The organism is Candidatus Amarolinea dominans, assembly GCA_016719785.1.
Lineage (GTDB): Bacteria > Chloroflexota > Anaerolineae > SSC4 > Amarolineaceae > Amarolinea > Amarolinea dominans.
In genome coordinates this window covers 183,927-202,170 of the sequence record JADJYJ010000035.1, presented here as the reverse complement: position 1 = coordinate 202,170, position 18,244 = coordinate 183,927, and the positions used below count along the sequence as shown (strand labels likewise).

Genomic DNA, 18,244 nt, shown 5'->3' with positions numbered 1-18,244 from the left:
CGCTTCCCGTCTAAATGCCTGACAGAAAGGTGGGACATTGTGTCGAGCGATTCCTGGCCCGCGTCCGATGTCCCATATGCCCATGCCAACTACTCAATCAGTAATTGTTCATAATCGTTGACACGAACGTATTGCTGAATGCAGGTTGATGGGCCACAGTGATCTGAAACGCTTGGTTGGAATACACTTCAGCGGCGCCCGCAAAGCTACTGGTCACATCTTGAAGTGCATGTTGTGCGCTCAGTATCCAGGTGGAGCTGCTGGGCAAGGCTAAATACGTGTGCGAGTCAATCACACGGCCATTTTCCACAAAGATAACGCTGACCTGAGCCGAAACGCCGCTGATATTCTGGATGGAGAGAGTTGTATTCCAGTTACTCGTCTGAAAATAGAACACTTGACTGACCACGGTTGAGGCGTAGTCGTAATAGAGGGTCACATTGTTGATGTAATCCCAGCGGAGATACCCTCTCTCGAAAAACTGGCAGTCGCCGTAGCTGCCAGGACAATTGTTGCTACCTCGATTACCAATGGGCGAACCCGGCAAGCCGTTCAGATCGTACCATTTGCTCTCCATCACGCCGGTGAGTTGATAAGGGCCTTGAGTGTTGTGGTTTTGATCACGGTAGCCCATTGGAATGGGGTCGCCGCTGCGCCACCAAGATTCGGTATGCCCAGGTGGTTGGTTCCAGGGGTCAGTGAACCAAGTCCCCCGCCAGCCGTAAGGATCGAATACGGTGCTATTTTCGCCGCTGTATCGGGCTTCGAAGTGCAGATGGGCGGCCCCTGTGCCCGTGTTGCTACTGAGCGCAATCTGTTGCACACGTATGACCTGAGTACCGTCAGCAATCCGAGAATTGGGATCGACGTGACCGTACTTGGTCCAATAATCACTCCCATGGTCAATCACAACAGCGGAGCCGAGGATTGTGCGCCGATAAGCTGTACCGGGCGCAGTGGCGGCGATTGCGGTGTTCAAGGGAAAGCCGTAATCAATGGCCGGGTGCATATCGTAGTAGATACGTCGTCCGCCAGCCGCGCCACAGTTGGCTGCGTCTTGAAGAACCGTGTAATATCCGCAAACCTGTACGGTCCCTGACCAGAAACAATCAAAGCAGTTATTGGAACGCAACCCTCGTTCAGTGGTATAAGTCGCTATCTCGTCGTCGATGGTGTTATAGAGTACATCAGGATGAGTATGGTCAAAGTAAGACGTGATAGCAAAACGTCGCGCGCTCGGAAAGGAGAAGCGAGGTTCACCTCCTTGAGACTGAGCCACCTGCGGCGATTGCACAGAGATAACGATCACAGCAACGACCAACAAACAGAAAACTGCGAGGCGAGACGTGTGTTTCATTTTCGGAGACCCCCTACGGTATCACGCTCAGGGTGCGAGGCATTATTGGACTGTCGAAGGTCAATTGCTGTAAGCTACGGTCGTCGACGTTGATTAGCCAGCTGTTAAGTTGGTTACCCATATTCGACATGAACACCACCGCTGAGCCATCCGGCGTCCAAATCGGCGACCAAGCCCCTTGACCATTGAGGTCAGTCAACTGACGCCATTCTTGCGTGTCCGCGTCTACAATCCACAGGTTGCTGATTAATTTGCTCAGATCGAAGTCCGCTGACCGGTCTTCCATATTCTCCCGTCGGACAACAAGGACCTGATGACTCTGTGCATCCCAAATGGGGAAACCGTCAAACATTTTATCAGGGCTGAGTTGCCGCTGCTCACCTGTTTGAGTTTCTGCCACCCAGAGGGGCCAAAGCTGTTAAACTGAATGACAGTTTGATCCCAGACATAAGCGATGAGCAGTCCGTCAGAGGACCAAGTGATACCTTCTGGTCTATCACCAGGTTTGGATGAAGGGGCGAGTATCTCGCGAAGTAGGTTGCCAGCTGTGTCGATAATCTTCAGCCTGTCACCCTGAATGATCGTGTAGGCAACGGCTTTCCCGTCTGGCGACACGGCAGCGTCGGTCACGGTTTCACCTTCGGGCGTGATCCTGCGGGCCTCGCCTGTGTCACTGTTCAGTACCTCCAAATGGTCGCCCATCAATAGCCATTGATTGGAATCTGGAAACCAGCCGCGGAACCAACCACCTCTCGCCTCTCCCACGGCTCTGCCCCCATTCACAGGAGCGATGATTACCAGTGACATGCCTTCAGTGTTGCACAGATGCAAAGCAACCTTCTGTCCATCAGGAGACGGGCGCATATCGCACAACTCGCCTGACCCTGTGTAGTCTTTGGAAATGAATACCGGCCTGAAGGTATTACCTCTAGCCGTGCTCATCTGTGGTCCAACGATGACGATAGGCACGATAGGGGTTGGGCGCGGTGCAGGGGTGAAAATTTCGATAGGCTCGGCTGGCGGCGTCAAGTATTCAGGACAAGGCGTCAGACTGATTGGATAGGGTGGCGTGGGATACCTGGCGCAGATCGCGGCGTCGGATGGGTCAGGTGTCGGTGCAACTGCGGAAGGCAGCGACGACTGGGGTTGCATCGGTAGTAGAGGAGGGCGTCTCGACGAGTCACCGGCAGGTCCGCAGGCGACTGCGAGCACGCCCAATACTATAACGCTGAATACCACCAGCAGATGAACCAACGACGACAGGCGCGGCGCGAGCCGGCCGCGAGCAGAATGTCGGGAGGAGAGGGGAGAGAAAGTAGTAGATAGAAAAGAGAAAGTAGAAGATAGAAAAGAGAAAGTAGAAGATAGAAAAGAGAAAGTAGAACACCGGCGTAACATGACCACGGACTCCTTTCGTGCAGCAATCGAAACGGATGGGGTCAGGGACATTTTCCTGACTGCCGGCGACTCTTCACTCCACCCACAGCGGCACCAACTTGAACTCGTCCACATCCACCAGGCCGAGGTCGGTCAGCTTGAGGTGCGGGATCACCTCCAGGGCGGAAAAGCTCATTGCCATGAAGGGGTCGTGCAGGGTGGCGCCCAACGTGTGCGCGGCCCTGAGCAATTGATCATAGCTCCCGCGCACCGCCTCGATGGGCTGATCCGACATCAGGCCGGCCACCGACAGCGGTAGTTGCGCCAGGACTTTGTCGCCTTCGGCCACCACCAGGCCGCCGCGCATCGAACCCACCGCGCGCGCCGCGGTCATCATGCTGCGGTCGTCTGCGCCGATCACCACCAGGTTGTGATGATCGTGCGCGACGGTGCCGGCCAGCGCGCCGCGAGTCAAGCCAAAGCGTTTGATGAAGCCTTTGCCCACATGCCCGCTGTGCTGATGCCGCTCGATTACCGCCATCTTGAGCAGATCACGCGCCGGGTCCGCCACGGCCAGCCCGCCGGCCAGGGTGGGCGGCTCGATCAGGTGCTCGGTGATCAGTTGATCTTCGATCGCGCCAATGACGCGCACGGCGCGGCCGGCGGCCGGAATGGCAAAGTCGAGGGTGTCCCAATCTACATTCATGGAGCTGCGCACGCGAGGCTGGCGCTGCATGGCGCTGCCTGACCAGGGCAGCATACGCCCATCTTCGGCCACGACCTGCCCGGCGCGGTAGACGCGCTTGACTCTGAAATCGGCCAATGACTCGAAAACGATCAGGTCGGCCACGCGGCCGGGCGCCACGGCGCCGCGGTCATGCAGGCCAAACCACTCGCAAGGGTTGAGGGTTGCCATCTGGAAGGCGGTGACCGGCGGGATGCCGGCCTGCAGCGCGCGGCGTATCATGTAGTCAATGCCGCCCAGGTCGAGCAGATCGGCCGGCTGGCGGTCATCGGTACACAGGCAGATGCGCCGGCTGGTGGCAGGGGTAATCAGCGGCAGCAGCGTCTGCAGGTTGTGCGCGTTGGTGGCCTCACGAATCAGGATGAACAGGCCGCGGCGCAGTTTCTCCAGCGCCTCCGCCACCGTGGTACACTCATGATCGGAGCCGATGCCGGCGCTGGCATAGGCGTTGAGTTGACGGCCGCTGACCCCCGGCGCGTGTCCATCCACTGGCCGGCCATGAAACGCGGCCAGCTTGGCCAGCACGCCTTCATCGCCGCTGATGACACCGGGATAGTTCATCACCTCGGCCAGGCCAAGCACCCAGGGGTTGTGACGCAGGTCGGCGATGTCTTCCGCCTCCAGGCGTGCGCCGGTGGTTTCCATGGCCGTGGCCGGCACGCACGATGGCACATTGACATAAACCGTCAAGGGGCCGTATTTGGCCGTTTCCAGCATGTAGCGGATACCGTCCAGGCCCAGGACGTTGGCAATCTCATGCGGGTCGGTGATCACGGTGGTGGTGCCATGTGGCACGACCGCGCGGGCGAACTGAGGCACGGTACACAGCGAGCTTTCGATGTGGACGTGCGCATCAATCAGGCCGGGCGCCACGAACGCGCCATCCAGGTCATGCACCTCGCGCGCCGGGTAGCCACTGCCAAAGCCCACTATATTCTCGCCGGCGATCACAATATCGGTCTCCTCGATGGCGCCGGAGAACACATTGATCAGGCGTCCGCCGCGCAACACCAGGTCAGCCTCTACATCCCCGCGCGCCGCCGCCAATCGTTCTTGCATGTTCATGATTCAATCCTCCTATCTTGATTATATCAATTGACGCTCTCCAAATCGAAATTTGAGAATCATCTGCCCTATGTTATAATCTCTCTGCATCTGGAGTCTACTCCCCTGCATTTCTTGTGCCCTCCGCGATCTTTGTCCAGGCGCTTGCCTGCACGCAACGCCATTTGCCCGAGCATTTTACAGCAACTTGAGGAGGAGAGTGTATGATTTCCAAACGTCTTGTGAATCTGATGGCCCTGTTCCTGATCTCCGCGCTTCTGCTGACCGCCTGCACGCCGGCTGCCACACCGGCCGCACCCACGGCTGCAGTCGAGCCAACGAAGGCGCCGGCCGCCACCGAGTTCAAATTTGGCCTGATTCTGGTTGGCCCGTATAACGATCATGGTTGGAGCGAGGCCCACTACCAGGCCGGTAAGTACATCGAATCGAAAATCCCCGGCGCCAAGATGGTTTACGTGGACAACGTCAACCCCGGCGCCAAGCCCGGCGTCACCGTGCCGCAATTGGTGGATGACCTCGTGGGCCAGGGTGTCAAGATCGTCTTCACCACCTCGGACGATTTCAAGGACGGCACCCTCGAAGCCGCCATCAAGCATCCGGACCTGCCGATTGTCAACGTCTCCGGTGACCATGCCTGGAAAGATGGCAAGGACTTCAAGGCGCCCAAGAACCTGAGCAATTTCATGGGTCGCATGGAGTACGGCAAGATGATCGCAGGCTGTGCGGCCGCGCTGACTTCGCAGACCGGCAAGATCGGCTATCTTGGCCCCCTGATCAACGACGAGACGCGGCGCCTGACCGCTTCGGCGTACCTGGGCGCCCGCTACTGTTGGACCGAATTCGCCAAGAAGGACGCCGCGGCGCTCAGCTTCAAGGTGACCTGGATCGGCTTCTGGTTCAACATCCCTGGCCAGACGCTCGACCCCACCAAGGTGGCAGACGACTTCTACAACAACGGCTACGATGTGGTCCTCTCCGGCATTGACACCACGGAGGCGCTGGTCGAGGGCGGCAAGATGGCGCAGGCCGGCAAGAAGGTCTGGACCATACCCTACGACTACGAGGACGCCTGCAAAGAAGCTGAAGCGATCTGCCTGGGCGTGCCGTACTTCAACTGGGGGCCGTCCTACCTCAAGGCCGTACAGATGGCCGCAGATGGCAAATGGGCGCAGTATTGGGACTGGAACGCGCCGGACTGGGCCAACATCAACAACGCAGACACCAGCGCGGTTGGCTTCGTCAAGGGCCAGGCGCTGAGCGCGGACGCGGCAGCCAACGTGGACAAGTTCATCAAGGGCCTGGCCGATGGCTCCATCGCCCTGTTCAAGGGGCCGCTCAACTTCCAGGACGGCTCGGCCTTCCTGAAGGATGGCGAGGCAGCCACCGACCTCCAGGTGTGGTACCTGTCGCAGCTGCTCCAGGGCATGGAAGGCCCCAGCAAGTAAGTGCTTTTTTCCAACCTTGCCTGGCCTTCGCCCAGGCAAGGTTGAACTCTCAGCCCAACCCCCGCCCGCAGCGGACGAGATACTCCTCGTTCAGCCTTCCTCATGACCTCCCAGATCGGGTGCCGCTGCTGTGAAAGTTGAACTCCGCAACATCCATAAACACTTCGGGCCGGTGCGCGCCAACGACGGCATCAGCCTGCTCATCGAACCGGGCACCATCCACGGCATTCTCGGCGAAAATGGCGCGGGCAAGAGCACGCTCATGAAGGTGCTGACCGGCTTCATCTTTGCAGACAGCGGTGAGATCGTGCTCGACGGCCGGCCGGTGGCTCTGACTTCCCCCGCCGAGGCGGTGCGCCTGGGCGTGGGCATGCTGCACCAGGACCCGCTCGATTTCCCGGCCCTGCGCGTGCTCGACAACCTGCTCGTTGGCAGCCCCGGCGGCATCTTGCCCGACCGGGCCAGCGCGCGCCAGGCTCTGCAAGACCTCTGCATCCAGTTCGATTTCAAGATTGATCCCGACGCCCAGGTCGCCAGCCTGAGCATCGGTGAACGCCAGCAGCTCGAGATTGCACGCCTGCTCTGGCTGGGCGTGCGCGTGCTCATCCTGGACGAGCCGACCACCGCCATCTCCGCGCAGCAGAGGGCCAAGCTCTTCGCCGCGCTGCGCAAGCTGGCCGCGCAGGGCAAGACGGTGATCTTCGTCTCGCACAAGCTGGAAGAAGTGGAAGACCTGTGTACACAGGTGTCGGTGATGGCGCGGGGCAAGCTGACAGGCGAGGCGACCATGCCCTGCCCCACGGAGCGGCTGGTGCAGATGATGTTTGGTCAGGTCATCACCTTCAAGAAGCGCGAGGCTCTGCCGCTGGGCGAACCGATCGTGACGCTGGATCGCGTGACGGTCAGCGACTGGCGCCTGGAGGTCAACGACCTGTCGCTCGAACTGCTGGCCGGGCAGGTGATCGGCCTGGCCGGGCTGGAGGGCAGCGGCCAGCGGCTGCTCCTGCAAGCCCTGGGCGGCCTGCTGCGCCCCACCGCCGGCCGCATCCGCATTGGCGGCCAGGACATGACCAACCGTGCGTATCGGGTCTATTTGCAAGCGGGGGTCGCCTACGTGCCGGCCAATCGCCTGGCCGAGGGACTGGTGGCCGGCTTGACCGTGACCGAGCATGTGGCCCTGACCGAACGAAAGCAGCCATTCCTGGTCAACTGGCAGCAGGCCGGCCAGACCGCGGTGGCACGCATCAAGCAGTTCAACATCAAGGGGACGCCGACCAGCCCGGTGGAGGCGCTGTCCGGCGGCAATCAGCAGCGCACCCTGCTTGGCCTGCTGCCGCTCAACCTGCGCCTGCTGCTGATGGAGCAGCCCACGCGCGGCCTGGACATGGAGTCCATCGAATACATTTGGGGGCTGCTGCAGGAGCGCACGCGCGCGGGCATGGCGATCGTCTTCGCCTCGGCCGACCTGGATGAACTGCTGGACCGCAGCGATCATCTCCTGGTGTTTTTTGGCGGGCGCGTGGTGGGACCGCTCGATTCCCGCCTGACCACGGTGGAGCAGTTGGGGGAACTGATAGGAGGGAAGGGCTTTGCGTGACACACTTTCGCGGCCGGGCACCAGCCTGGCAGAATGGGCTTTGCGCGTCGGTGGCATGCTGGCGGCCCTGGCGCTCTCTGCCCTGATCCTGCTCGCCATCGGCGCGTCGCCGCTCGATGCCTTTGGCTTGATCATCAACGGGGCGTTTGGCTCCTCCGCGCGCCTGGCCTATGTCCTGACTGCGTGGGCGCCGGTGCTCTTGTGCGCGGCCGGCCTCTTAGTCACCTTCGCCGCGGGCCTGTGGAACATCGGCATCGAAGGCCAGGTGGTGCTGGGAGCGATCTTCGCCACTGGCGTCCTGCGTTGGTTGCAGCCCAGCCTGCCGCCTGCCCTGACGCTGATCGCGGCCGCGCTGGGCGCGGCGCTGGGCGGCGCGCTGTGGGGGGTGCTGACGGGCCTGCTCAAGCGCTACGGCAATGTCAACGAGATCTTTGGCGGCCTGGGGTTGAACTTCATCGCCGGCAGCCTCACCGTCTACCTCGTGCTCGGTCCCTGGAAGCGCCCGGGCATCGGCTCCACCAGCGGCACCGAACCATTTCCGCCATCGTTGTGGTTGCCGGCCTTTCCCGGTTTCCAGGTCAGCCCGGTGGAAATTCTCCTGGCCCTGGCGGCAATTGCGGTGGTCGGCGTTGCGCTGCGCGGCACCTACTTCGGCCTGCGGCTCAAGGCCATCGGCAAGAACGTGCGCGCCGCCTACACCCTGGGCGTCTCCACCGACCGCCACATGCTGTTGGCCTTTGCCATCTGCGGCGCGCTCGCGGGCCTGGCCGGCTGGGTGTTGATCGTCGGTACCAGCGCCCGGCACAACCTCTTCCCGCTGATTTCCGGCGGCTATGGCTTTCTGGCGATCCTGGTCGTACTGCTGGCCAACCTCAGCGCGGCGTGGAGCGTGCCCATCTCGGTCTTTTTTGCCGCCATCGCCATGGGCAGCCTGCAGCTCGCCTTGCAGCGCCAGCTCGACTCCTCCCTCGGCGGGGTCATCCAGGGCCTGCTTGTGCTCTCAGTGCTCATCACGCAGGGCCTGCAAGCGCGGCTCTTCAAGCGTAAATCGTAGAACGCAGCCTTGACGGGGACAACGACCATGGACATCGTCATTCTTTTGGCCTCGGTGTTAGCCGCGGCGCCGCCGATCATCTTCGCTGTGTTGGGCGAGACCATCACCGAAAAGGCGGGCGTCATCAACCTGTCGCTCGATGGCTCGATCCTGCTGTCGGCCATGACCGCGTTCATTGTTGCGACGGTCAGCGGCAGCCTGCTGCTCGGCATGGCCGCGGCCATGCTCGTCGGCGCGCTGGTGGCCGGGGTGATTGCCGTCATCAGCCTGACCCTGCATCAGCCCCAGGTTGCCACCGGCTTCATTCTGACCCTGCTCACGCGTGACCTGGCCTATGTGCTGGGCAACGCGTACACGCGCGTGCCCGGCCCACAGGTGCAGCACCTGCCCATCCCCGGCCTGGTCAGCCTGCCGGTCGTCGGCCGCATCTTCTTCGATCAGGACCCGATGGTCTATCTGAGTCTGCTGGCGATCTTCCTGGTTTGGTTCTACATGAACAAGACGCAGCCCGGCCTGAAGCTGCAAGGGCTGGGTGAACGGCCCGCGGCCGCGTTTGCGCGTGGCGTCAATGTGACCCGCATGCGCTACGTCTACACCCTGGCGGGCGGCGCGTTGGTGGGGTTGGGTGGCGCCGCGTTCTCCCTGCTGGTCAAGCCAGGCTGGGCGCGGCCCTACGGCATCGAAGGCACGGGCTGGATTGCGCTGGCGATTGTCATCTTTGGCGGCTGGCGGCCCCTGCGCGCGGCCGTGGGTGCGTACGCCTTCGTCACCCTGCAGACCCTGGCCAACACCCTGCAGAGCGCCATGCCCAACGTGCCCACGCAGCTCTTCCCCACACTGCCCTTCCCGCTGATGATCCTGACCCTGGTGCTGGTCACACTGGGCAACGCCGAGTGGCTGCAGCGCAGCCTCGGTCGCTTGCCGGACGGCCTGCGCCGCATCCTCGTGCGCAGCCTGCGCGCCCTGCAGACGTCACCGCCGGCCGCGCTGGGGACGGTGTTCGAGCAGGAGTAGGGGGCAGCCATCCCGCCTGCGTCGCGCGGCGCCTATGACCATTGATGCAAGAGTTGCTGGACCTGGGGATTGGACGCGCCATAGCTGACGATGGCCACATCGAGATCGGCGTATCTGTTAAGGTTCAAGGCGCGTTGGATCGCGCTCATGATCCATTCCGTTGTATTGCCAAATGCTCCACCGCCAAGCAAGGTGAGAAATACGCTTTTGTTGCCACTGCTGAGCGCATTCAAGATGCCTGCGCAGATCGTGGCCTCATAGGCTGCCTCAAGAATGAGCCGGGCAAACGCCGCCCACAGAGGCGCGGGATGCGTGGAATAGGTCACTGGTAGGGCCGAGCAGTAGGCTTGAGAGACGGTGTGTTTGGCCTTATCGAGGGTCACTTGCGTATTCCACTGGAGGCCGATGCGCAACAGTTGTCGCAATTCATCAAGCTCACGCTCGCTTGAGGCTTGCAGGCGATGGGTAATTTCAGCCAGACCCCGCTGCGATGCCAACGCATAACCGTTGCGCATTTCCCACAGCCGGCCCGCAGTATTGCCCAACGCAGCACCAACATCGGCCAGGCAATCAATTTGGTTGCTTGCTGATTGGCCGATTTGTCCATTGACCATGGCAAAGTAGTTGCGATAGATCGTTCCCGCGCCAGCCGCAATCGCGCACGCTGGCCCCTGGGTATGGTCATGGTCATAGATGCCCACACCTCGCTCTGGCGTGACGTCTGGAGAGACCATTTCCAGCAGATTGAACTGGGAGGCGACCTGAAACAGCGCGCCGGCATTCGCGACCTCTGTGTGCAACTGCTGCACGTTAGCCACGATTTCACGGACTGACATTTTCCCGCTCTGATACCCACTCGCATGGACACGTTCTCGCAGCTCGCCCAGGGTCGGGGTCTCCAGTTGGCCGTGGACCATGGCCCTCCCGTTGACATGCGAAATCAACATCTTCCCGTCCACCGCGATCTTCTCGCGAACCTGATGAGGTGACACTTCAGGAAAATCGGTCAATCTTTCAAACCACATGGCTTGCCCCCGCTCTCTGCTCGCATTAGTTGCGACGCTACATGGCGACGTCCGGCGCCGACTCCACCGTGGTCGCCGAGACCGCCAACGCCTCCTCAAGACGATCTTGCTCTGCGAGTAGATCGGCTAATGCGCTGCCCACGGACGCGGCTTTCCCGGTCAACCCAATCTCGGTGTACAACGCGGCCGCCTGCTGCATGGCATCCATGGCGGCCGCGGGTTCATTGGCGGCCCGGCACGCAGCCGCCAGCGTCTCGTGGTCCAGCGCCCGCCGTAGCGATCTCCGTTAGCCGTATGGCGTTCGATGGCTTGCTGCGCGTACTGCTGCGCTGGCCTGGCGTTTCCTTGCACCAGAGCAAGGCGCGCCAACTCCAGATAGCTGTTGGCCTCGCCTTGCCGCTCGCCGATGGCTTGATAGAGCGTAAGAGAATTATCGTATAACGATTTAGCTTCTTCGTACTGCTGCGCTGTGCGGGATAGATTCCCGATGACCTGCAGCGTGTTGGCCTCGCCCAACCGGGCGCCCACCTGGCGATACAGGTCGAGCGCCTGGCGGTACGACGCCAACGCCCCCTCGATTTCTTTACGAAATTGCTGCGCGTCGCCGATAGCCCTAAGCGCGTTGGCCTCGCCCAGCCGGTCGCCCACCTGGCGATACAGCTCCAACGCCTGCCGGTACGACGCCAACGCACCCTCGATTTCTTTACGAAATTGCTGCGCGTCGCCGATGGCCCTCAGCACGTTCGCCTCGCCCAGCCGGTCGCCCACCTGGCGGAACAGGTCGAGCGCCTGCCCGTACGACGCCAACGCACCCTCCCGGTCGGCACGAAATTGCTGCACGTCGCCGATGACCTTCAGCGTGTTGGCCTCGCCCAGTAGAATCGTCTGCGGTGTGCTGCTGCCGTCGCTCAGGAGGCGGTACAGCGCCAGGCTATTTTGCGCATAGTCAAGACTGGCCTCAGTCGCGTAGACGCGTCGGGCGGCATCTGCGGCCTGGAAAAGCGCCTCGGCCTGCCAGGCCGTTTGCCCGGCGTTGGTATACGCACGCGCGGCTTCGGCATAGGAGGCTGCGGCCACATCCCAGCGTCGCGGCATCTCTTCTTCGTGTAGCCCGGCCATGTCATACCAGGCATCGCCAACCGCTTTCCAGTCGGGCCGCGGACGGCCGCGCAGCGCGTCGAGCCGGCTCTTCTGTCGGGCGATGATCTGTTGGCGATCACGTTCATCTACAACCGGCACGCGGGGACGGCGCCGAGCCCCTGCGCCACTGCTCTCCCCCGGCGTGACACGCAGCGGCGGATTCGAAAGGACCATTGCCTGCGGACCCACGCGCCCCGGAAAGCGAAATACACCGCTGAGGCGTGAGTAGAAATTGGGCGCGCTGTGGGCCAATTCACGACGCTCGCCTTCGCTGAGCCAAAAGAGCAGGCGATGCGGTGCGCGCGCCAGAGTTTCACGCTGAACGTCAAGATGGCCAAAGAGGGCCGGAAAGGCGTGGCTCACATCGTTAAATGAAACAACGGGTGCAGGCTGTCTCGCGGTCTGCGCCGCTTGCTGCATGTGGTCCAAGACATTTGCGGAGTTGCCTGCCAGGGAGATTTCCACCAACGCCAGCGGCGCCAGCGCCGGCCGCAAATCCGCAATCACCTGCCGGCGCACGGCGCCATCTTCGTAGATCGCCAGCGCCCATGCGCCTTCGGCCAGGTTCAGCAGGATGACCAGGCGATGCAGCTCGGACGCAGTGGCCGTAGCTGAGAAGTCAGTCAAGGCCGTTGTCATCTGGGTTGTCATCATCGGCCTGCTCCAACAAGCTCCACAACGCCGGGTGGGCATCGCACCACTGAACGTCGTTGTCGTATTCGATCAGGCTGCCGTTGTAGATCAGCCGCTGTTCATCGGTATCGTTGGTCAGGCGGCGGTCCCCATGCCGCGCTCGCAGTACGGTCAGGTCGCGGCGGCTGAGGGGGGCCAGGGCTTCACGGCGCGCCGTGGGCTGCGGGCATCCTCGGCCGGGATTAGGCCTGTTCGTGGGTTAGCGCAAAGACAAGCCACTGGCGCCGCCGCGGAGAAACGCCAGGCTCGATCAGACGACCCCCCCCCCCGCGGTCACGCAACGTCCCCTTCTGGGTGGGAAGTCACCCCCCCCTCGTTGTAGATCGGAAGCGCGCGCCGGGCGGGCGTTGGGCGGTAATCGTCGGCGCTGGCCAAAATCTGCGTCGCCGCTTCCAGATCCACCTTGTCCAGACCTTCGACCACGATGAGCAGGTGCTTTTGGCTGTTCTTTTCGGCTTCGGCAATCACCCAATTAAGATGACGGATTAAATCGGGCATCTGTTGGTTGATTTGGAACTTGAGCTGCTCCCTTGCGGCTGAGGACTGACGCGCGCTCAGCTCGATGTCGCCCAGAAGCGTTTTCACCTGCGCTGAGATCGTGGTTTCGGCAGATGCGGGGCGGATGGGCAAGCCGGCGACCACCTGCAGCCACCAGTCGCGCAGGCTTTCCCAGCCCTGCCGCACTGGCTCAACGAGCGGAGTACGTACCAGGTTGTGTTCGATGCAGAAAATAACAATCTGCGTACTCATTGCCAGCATGACATCCTCATATTCTGGCGTGGTGCGACCGGTGATGGCGCGGATGTCAATATGAATGGTGTAGAACTTGTCGCTCAATTCTTCGGCCAGCTTGTTCAGCTCGGTGGACTTGCCGCTGCCGCGATGGCCCACAAACAGGAGTTTCACCGGTTCATTCACTGTTCGGAGCAGACTGCGCATATAGCCTCGGGGCGACCCTTCTCGGGCCACAAACCAGAAACGCAGGTCTTGGCCGCTGAGCGGGATCTGCCTGAAGTAATTGACTGTCTGTGCGAGATTGATCGCTTTCATGCTCATCAGCTTCCACCCTTCATCGCTGCATTTTCACTACTTGCCCCGTATTCTACCAAAATCAAATCGTTTGCACAAGGCCGCGCGGTAACACAAGTTGCCAACTGGCACCACGTGCCGGTTACGGTTTCCAACCGCTACACGCAGATTGCTCGTCGGTCACCGATCTCCAATCTCCGATCTCCAATCTCCGCTCTCTACTCTCCCCTCACCAGCCTCCGACTGGCGGCGCTGTGTCGCGCCACCAGGTCGGCCGCGTCCAGGCCCACGATCTGGCCCTCTTGGACGCGCACACGGCCGTTGATGACGCTGAGGTCCACCGGCTGCGGCGCGCAGAAGAGGACGGCGGCCAGGGGATCGTGCAGGGCGCCGCTGTAGGCCAGGCGATTCAGGTTCAGCCCGATGAAGTCCGCGGCCATGCCGGGGGCGAGCGCACCGATGTCGTCACGACCGAGGACGGCCGCGCCGCCCAGGGTGGCGAGTTCGAGCGCCTCCTGCGCGGTCAGCGCGGCCGGATTGCCCAGCACGCGCTGCAGGAGCATGGCCTGCCGTGCCTCGCCCAGGAGATGGGCGCCGTCGTTGCTGGCGCTGCCATCCACGCCCAGGCCCACGGACGCGCCGCGATCGAGCAGGCGGCGAATGGGCGCAATGCCGCTCCCCAGGCGCATGTTGCTGCTGGGACAGTGTGCGGCGCCGGTGCCGGTGCGAACAAACAGGTCAATCTCAGCCTCGCTCAGGTGGACGCAGTGCGCATGCCAGACATCGCGCCCGGTCCAGCCCAGGTCTTCGGCATAGGCAACGGGTCGCCGGCCAAAGCGTGCCAGGCAGAACTCCTCTTCATCCTTCGTCTCGGCCAGATGCGTGTGCAGCCTGACGCCGTAGCTGCGCGCCAGCGCGGCGCTCTCGCGCATCAGATCAGGCGTGACGGAGAAGGGTGAGCAGGGCGCGACGACGATGCGCACCATGCCGAAGCGCTCACGCTGGTGAAAGGTCTCGATGGCGCGGCGACAGTCGGCCAGGATAGCGTCCTCATCTTCAACCACAGAATCGGGCGGCAGACCGCCCTGGCTTTCGCCCAGCGACATGGAGCCGCGGCTGGCGTGGAAGCGGATGCCCAGCTCCCCTGCGGCCTCGATTTCGTCGTCAATGCGGCTGCCGTGCGGCCATAGGTAATGATGGTCGCTGCTGGTGGTGCAGCCGCTGAGCATCAGCTCGGCCAGGCCCAGCTTGGCGCCCAGGTAGACCGCGTCCGGCGTCAGCCGCGCCCAGATGGGATAGAGGGTCCTCAGCCAGTCGAAGAGAACGCTGTCCTGCGCCAGGGCGCGGGTGAGTGATTGATAGAGGTGATGGTGGGTGTTGACGAGGCCCGGCAGCACGATCATGCCGCGGGCGTTGATGACGGTGTCGGCGCTGGCGGGCAGGCTGGCCGTCGGCCCCACCTGCTCGATGGCCTGATCGCGCACAAAAAGCGCACCATCTTTGATCTGACGCCGCTGCGCGTCCATAGTGACCAGCACATCGGCGTGCTGCAAAAGAAGTGTGGACATCGTTGTCTCCCCGGGCGTAACTGTTCAGGCATCCTGCGCGATTGCGCCAGGTACGCCCGACGCCCATCAGGCGATTTCGCCGCTCTGACTTAAAACTCCAGTTTGCGATAGCGCATGGCTACGCTTTCGGCCAGGCCGATGCTCAGCATGAAAATGAGCAGCGAGCTGCCTCCGTAGCTGATGAAGGGCAGCGGTTTGCCGGTCACAGGCAGCAGGTTCAGGTTCATGCCGATATTGACCGCGGCCTGGAAGAAGATGATGGAGGTCATGCCGATGACCAGCAGGCGGCCAAAACTATCGCGGGCCAGGTCAGCGATGCGCAGCAGGCGCAGGAGCAGCAGAATGAATAGGATGAGTACGATGACCGCGCCCACAAAGCCCAGTTCTTCGGCGATGACAGAAAAGATGAAGTCGGTGTGGCGCACGCGCAAGAAGTGCAGTTGACTCTGACTGCCGTGGAAAAGCCCCTGCCCCAGGATGCCGCCGTTGCCGATGCTGATGAGGGCCTGGTTGACGTTGTAGAAGTCGTCCGGGTTGCCCGCCGGGTTGAGAAAGAGCAGAATGCGGTTGCGCATGTAGTCCTGCATGGACAACCAGGCCAGCGGCGCCACGGCCGCGGCGGCCACGCCAGTCAGCGCCGCGTAGATGAGCGGCAGCCCGGCGATGAGCAGCATGACGCCGCCCGCAAAGGCGATGGAGAGCGTCGTACCCAGGTCCGGCTGCAGGTAAATGAGCACCAGCGGCAGCGCCAGCAGGAGCACCGCGCCGAGGTAGGTGCTGATGCGTCTCATCGCCTGTTCACGGTCGGCCAGGAAGCGTGCCAGAATGATCACCACCAGGATCTTGGCCAGCTCGGACGGCTGCACCGCGAGGCCAATTTCCACCCAGCGCTGTGCGCCGCCCTGCGTCATGCCGACGATCTCTACAAGCGCCAGCAGGCCAACCAAAATCAGATAGGTCAGCGTGGGCGCGGTGGCGACGAGCGTGTAATCCACGCTGGCCGCGACGAAGAGGATGACCAGCCCGGCCAGGCAGAAGGTGATTTGCCGGCGGACCATGTCCTCTAATCCCGGTGTGTTGATCGTGGCGCTGCGCACCATGACCACGCCGATCACCAGCATGACCAGCGTGATGCCGAGCAGCGTCCAGTCGAAGTTGCGCCAGGCGCGCGCCATCAGGTGGTTTGCCTGTGGACCGGACTGGCCGGCCTGGATCGGCGGCGCGGTCGGCTGCCTGACGCGGTTGGCGCGGCAGGATCATCGGGCGGCGGCAGCGGCGCCAGCGGCGCCAGTGGAATGTCGGCCACCAGGCGCTGATCGTAACGCGACTGACTCAGTGTGACCTCGACCCCGGCCGGATCAATGGCGACGTATTTGGAGATGACGGCGATCAACTCATCCTTCAGGGTCTGCATGAGCGCTGGCGAGAGCGACAGCCGGTCATGCACCAGGACGAGTTTGAGGCGCTCTTTGGCCACCTCACGGCTCGGAGGTTCGGGGCTGAAGAATCTGCGCAGTTGTTCGATGACGTTCATGGCGTTTCTCCTAACATCTACTGCCCACTTCCCCCAAAGAAACGTGCCAGCCGACCGAACAGCCCGGTTTGATCGCGCGCCGGCATGAGCGGTACGTCTTCTCCCAAGACGCGCCGCGCAATGTGGCGATAGGCCATCCCGGCCGGGGAATCACCGTTCAGGGCTGCTGGCTGTCCCCGATTGGTGGTCACGACGATCTGGGGGTCTTCAGGAATGATGCCGAGCAGGTTGATGGACAGAATCTCGATCACATCGTCGGCGCTCAACATGTCTCCGCGCTTCACCAACGTTGGATTCAGGCGGTTGAGAAGCAGGTCGCCAGGGCCTTTCTGCGCGGCTTCGATCAGGCCGATGATGCGATCGGCGTCACGGACCGCTGAAACCTCTGGCGTGGTGACGATGATGACGCGGTCGGCCGGCGCAATCGCGTTGCGGTAGCCCTGTTCGATGCCGGCAGGCGAATCAACCAGGATGAAATCGAACTCCGCGCGCATCTCGTCGGTCAGGGCGATCATCTGTTTCTCGGAGACTGCGTTCTTGTCACGCGTCTGTGCGGCCGGTAACAGATACAGTTCGGTCAGGCGTTTGTCGCGAATCAGGGCCTGGCGCAGGCGCGCGCGGCCCTCCACCACATCCACCAGGTCGTAGACGATGCGGTTCTCCAGTCCGAGGACGACGTCCAGATTGCGCAGACCGATGTCGGCGTCAATGACGGCGACGCGCATGCCTTGCAGTGCGAGTGCCACGCCCAAATTGGCCGTGGTGGTTGTCTTGCCGACGCCTCCCTTGCCGGAGGTAATGGTTATGACGGTTGCTCCCATGCTATTTCTTTCACCAACTCTTCACTTGATCCCAGGGTTCTACCACAATCGCGCCATCGCTGACGTGTGCGACTTCGGGGGCCGGCCGGCTCGGCCGCAAATGCAGGCGCCAGCGCTGGCCGATGGGGTCGGGCGCGCGGCCAATCGTGTCGCCGATGCGCAGTTGCGTGGGCTGTAACACCAACGCGCAGACCACGGCCGCTCGGTTACCCGCGGCGCCGGCATGAACGGTTCCGCGCAGGCGGCCCCAAATCACCACATCACCGCCGGCCACCACCTGCGCGCCAGCGTTGACATCGCCCATCACGATCACCGCGCCCGGATGTTCGATGCTCTGCCCGCCGCGCAGGGTGCCATGCACGAGCAACGCGGAGAAATCCTCGCCCGCGTGCAGCACCGGCTCGACGCCAGGCGGCGGTCCCGCCGCCGGCGCCGGTTGGCCGTTGCCGTTATGACGCAACGGTGGCGCGAGGTCAACGGCCAGGCCGAGATTGGCAGCCAGTTGTCGTGTGGGCGGATGCTCGCTCAACAATGCCCATAAACTCACCTGGTGGGCTTCCAGCAGGCGACCGATGTCTGCAATGTCAGGCTCGTTCAACGCGCGGGCGCCAATCTCCACCGCCACGCGCCCGCCCTTGACAAAAGACCCCATCGCCTGCAGGCGCTCAGCAAGCTGGGCCAACACTGCGACCAGGTCTCCATTGGGCAGAGTGATGACCAGCCCGCTGCTGGTGCCCTTGATCTGAACTGACTGTTCGCTGCTACTGGTTGCCATATGCT

16 protein-coding genes are annotated in these 18,244 nt (G+C 62.3%); 4 read left to right on the top strand and 12 right to left on the bottom strand.

The genetic code is table 11. From position 1 onward, the window contains the following. Positions 1 to 97: 97 nt before the first annotated feature. The 3 genes from IPM84_27630 to ade form a co-directional block, all read right to left on the bottom strand. Positions 98 to 1,357 (bottom strand): M23 family metallopeptidase, encoded by a 1,260-nt coding sequence (locus IPM84_27630; protein MBK9096461.1) that lies wholly within the window; start codon positions 1,355 to 1,357, stop codon positions 98 to 100. Positions 1,358 to 1,612: 255 nt separating this feature from the next. Further along, positions 1,613 to 2,299 (bottom strand): PD40 domain-containing protein, encoded by a 687-nt coding sequence (locus IPM84_27625; protein ID MBK9096460.1) that lies wholly within the window; start codon positions 2,297 to 2,299, stop codon positions 1,613 to 1,615. Between the two features lie 529 nt (positions 2,300 to 2,828). After that, on the bottom strand, positions 2,829 to 4,544 hold the full coding sequence (ade, locus tag IPM84_27620) for an adenine deaminase (GenBank protein ID MBK9096459.1): 1,716 nt from the start codon (positions 4,542 to 4,544) through the stop codon (positions 2,829 to 2,831). A gap of 203 nt (positions 4,545 to 4,747) precedes the next feature. On the opposite strand from ade, the gene IPM84_27615 reads away from it, so the two are divergent. The 4 genes from IPM84_27615 (at position 4,748) to IPM84_27600 (ending at position 9,654) form a co-directional block, all read left to right on the top strand. Continuing rightward, the gene (locus tag IPM84_27615; protein ID MBK9096458.1) at positions 4,748 to 5,989 is read left to right on the top strand and encodes a BMP family ABC transporter substrate-binding protein; all 1,242 of its coding nucleotides are present in this window, start codon (positions 4,748 to 4,750) and stop codon (positions 5,987 to 5,989) included. A gap of 130 nt (positions 5,990 to 6,119) precedes the next feature. Next, positions 6,120 to 7,586, top strand: a complete 1,467-nt coding sequence (locus IPM84_27610; protein ID MBK9096457.1) for an ATP-binding cassette domain-containing protein — start codon at positions 6,120 to 6,122, stop codon at positions 7,584 to 7,586. A gap of 55 nt (positions 7,587 to 7,641) precedes the next feature. Further along, positions 7,642 to 8,640, top strand: coding sequence for an ABC transporter permease (locus IPM84_27605; protein ID MBK9096456.1), 999 nt, complete (start codon positions 7,642 to 7,644; stop codon positions 8,638 to 8,640). 27 nt (positions 8,641 to 8,667) lie between these two features. Further along, positions 8,668 to 9,654: an ABC transporter permease gene (locus IPM84_27600; GenBank protein MBK9096455.1), complete on the top strand. Its 987-nt coding sequence runs from the start codon at positions 8,668 to 8,670 to the stop codon at positions 9,652 to 9,654. 32 nt (positions 9,655 to 9,686) lie between these two features. Here the strand turns inward: IPM84_27600 and IPM84_27595 are convergent, their stop codons facing one another. The 9 genes from IPM84_27595 to minC all read right to left on the bottom strand — a co-directional run bounded on the left by IPM84_27595 (position 9,687) and on the right by minC (position 18,239). After that, a complete protein-coding gene (locus IPM84_27595) occupies positions 9,687 to 10,679 on the bottom strand; it encodes a hypothetical protein (GenBank protein ID MBK9096454.1) in 993 nt (330 codons plus the stop codon). Positions 10,680 to 10,716: 37 nt separating this feature from the next. Next, positions 10,717 to 10,860 (bottom strand): hypothetical protein, encoded by a 144-nt coding sequence (locus tag IPM84_27590; GenBank protein MBK9096453.1) that lies wholly within the window; start codon positions 10,858 to 10,860, stop codon positions 10,717 to 10,719. Continuing rightward, complete coding sequence (locus IPM84_27585) at positions 10,839 to 12,473, bottom strand: tetratricopeptide repeat protein (GenBank protein MBK9096452.1); 1,635 nt, start codon at positions 12,471 to 12,473, stop codon at positions 10,839 to 10,841. Before IPM84_27585 ends, IPM84_27590 begins: the two co-directional genes overlap by 22 nt. Before the next feature lie 312 nt (positions 12,474 to 12,785). Continuing rightward, a complete protein-coding gene (locus tag IPM84_27580; GenBank protein MBK9096451.1) occupies positions 12,786 to 13,562 on the bottom strand; it encodes a hypothetical protein in 777 nt (258 codons plus the stop codon). A 197-nt stretch (positions 13,563 to 13,759) separates the two neighbouring features. Beyond that, entirely contained in the window at positions 13,760 to 15,109 is a 1,350-nt protein-coding gene (locus tag IPM84_27575; protein ID MBK9096450.1) for an 8-oxoguanine deaminase, read from the bottom strand. Positions 15,110 to 15,198: 89 nt separating this feature from the next. Further along, positions 15,199 to 16,284, bottom strand: a complete 1,086-nt coding sequence (gene rodA / locus IPM84_27570; protein MBK9096449.1) for a rod shape-determining protein RodA — start codon at positions 16,282 to 16,284, stop codon at positions 15,199 to 15,201. Next, a complete protein-coding gene (minE, locus tag IPM84_27565) occupies positions 16,284 to 16,643 on the bottom strand; it encodes a cell division topological specificity factor MinE (protein ID MBK9096448.1) in 360 nt (119 codons plus the stop codon). Before minE ends, rodA begins: the two co-directional genes overlap by 1 nt. A gap of 17 nt (positions 16,644 to 16,660) precedes the next feature. Next, positions 16,661 to 17,464: a septum site-determining protein MinD gene (gene minD / locus IPM84_27560; protein MBK9096447.1), complete on the bottom strand. Its 804-nt coding sequence runs from the start codon at positions 17,462 to 17,464 to the stop codon at positions 16,661 to 16,663. A 10-nt stretch (positions 17,465 to 17,474) separates the two neighbouring features. Next, the gene (gene minC, locus IPM84_27555) at positions 17,475 to 18,239 is read right to left on the bottom strand and encodes a septum site-determining protein MinC (protein MBK9096446.1); all 765 of its coding nucleotides are present in this window, start codon (positions 18,237 to 18,239) and stop codon (positions 17,475 to 17,477) included. Between the last annotated feature and the right edge of the window lie 5 nt (positions 18,240 to 18,244).

What these genes read in the sequence shown, in the direction of transcription:
- IPM84_27630 (MBK9096461.1), bottom strand. Translation starts at nt 1,357, where the DNA reads ATGAAACACACGTCTCGCCTCGCAGTTTTCTGTTTGTTGGTCGTTGCT.
- IPM84_27625 (MBK9096460.1), bottom strand. Translation starts at nt 2,299, where the DNA reads ATGAGCACGGCTAGAGGTAATACCTTCAGGCCGGTATTCATTTCCAAA.
- ade (MBK9096459.1), bottom strand. Translation starts at nt 4,544, where the DNA reads ATGAACATGCAAGAACGATTGGCGGCGGCGCGCGGGGATGTAGAGGCT.
- IPM84_27615 (MBK9096458.1), top strand. Translation starts at nt 4,748, where the DNA reads ATGATTTCCAAACGTCTTGTGAATCTGATGGCCCTGTTCCTGATCTCC.
- IPM84_27605 (MBK9096456.1), top strand. Translation starts at nt 7,642, where the DNA reads ATGCTGGCGGCCCTGGCGCTCTCTGCCCTGATCCTGCTCGCCATCGGC.
- IPM84_27600 (MBK9096455.1), top strand. Translation starts at nt 8,668, where the DNA reads ATGGACATCGTCATTCTTTTGGCCTCGGTGTTAGCCGCGGCGCCGCCG.
- IPM84_27595 (MBK9096454.1), bottom strand. Translation starts at nt 10,679, where the DNA reads ATGTGGTTTGAAAGATTGACCGATTTTCCTGAAGTGTCACCTCATCAG.
- IPM84_27585 (MBK9096452.1), bottom strand. Translation starts at nt 12,473, where the DNA reads ATGATGACAACCCAGATGACAACGGCCTTGACTGACTTCTCAGCTACG.
- IPM84_27580 (MBK9096451.1), bottom strand. Translation starts at nt 13,562, where the DNA reads ATGAAAGCGATCAATCTCGCACAGACAGTCAATTACTTCAGGCAGATC.
- IPM84_27575 (MBK9096450.1), bottom strand. Translation starts at nt 15,109, where the DNA reads ATGTCCACACTTCTTTTGCAGCACGCCGATGTGCTGGTCACTATGGAC.
- rodA (MBK9096449.1), bottom strand. Translation starts at nt 16,284, where the DNA reads ATGGCGCGCGCCTGGCGCAACTTCGACTGGACGCTGCTCGGCATCACG.
- minE (MBK9096448.1), bottom strand. Translation starts at nt 16,643, where the DNA reads ATGAACGTCATCGAACAACTGCGCAGATTCTTCAGCCCCGAACCTCCG.
- minD (MBK9096447.1), bottom strand. Translation starts at nt 17,464, where the DNA reads ATGGGAGCAACCGTCATAACCATTACCTCCGGCAAGGGAGGCGTCGGC.
- minC (MBK9096446.1), bottom strand. Translation starts at nt 18,239, where the DNA reads ATGGCAACCAGTAGCAGCGAACAGTCAGTTCAGATCAAGGGCACCAGC.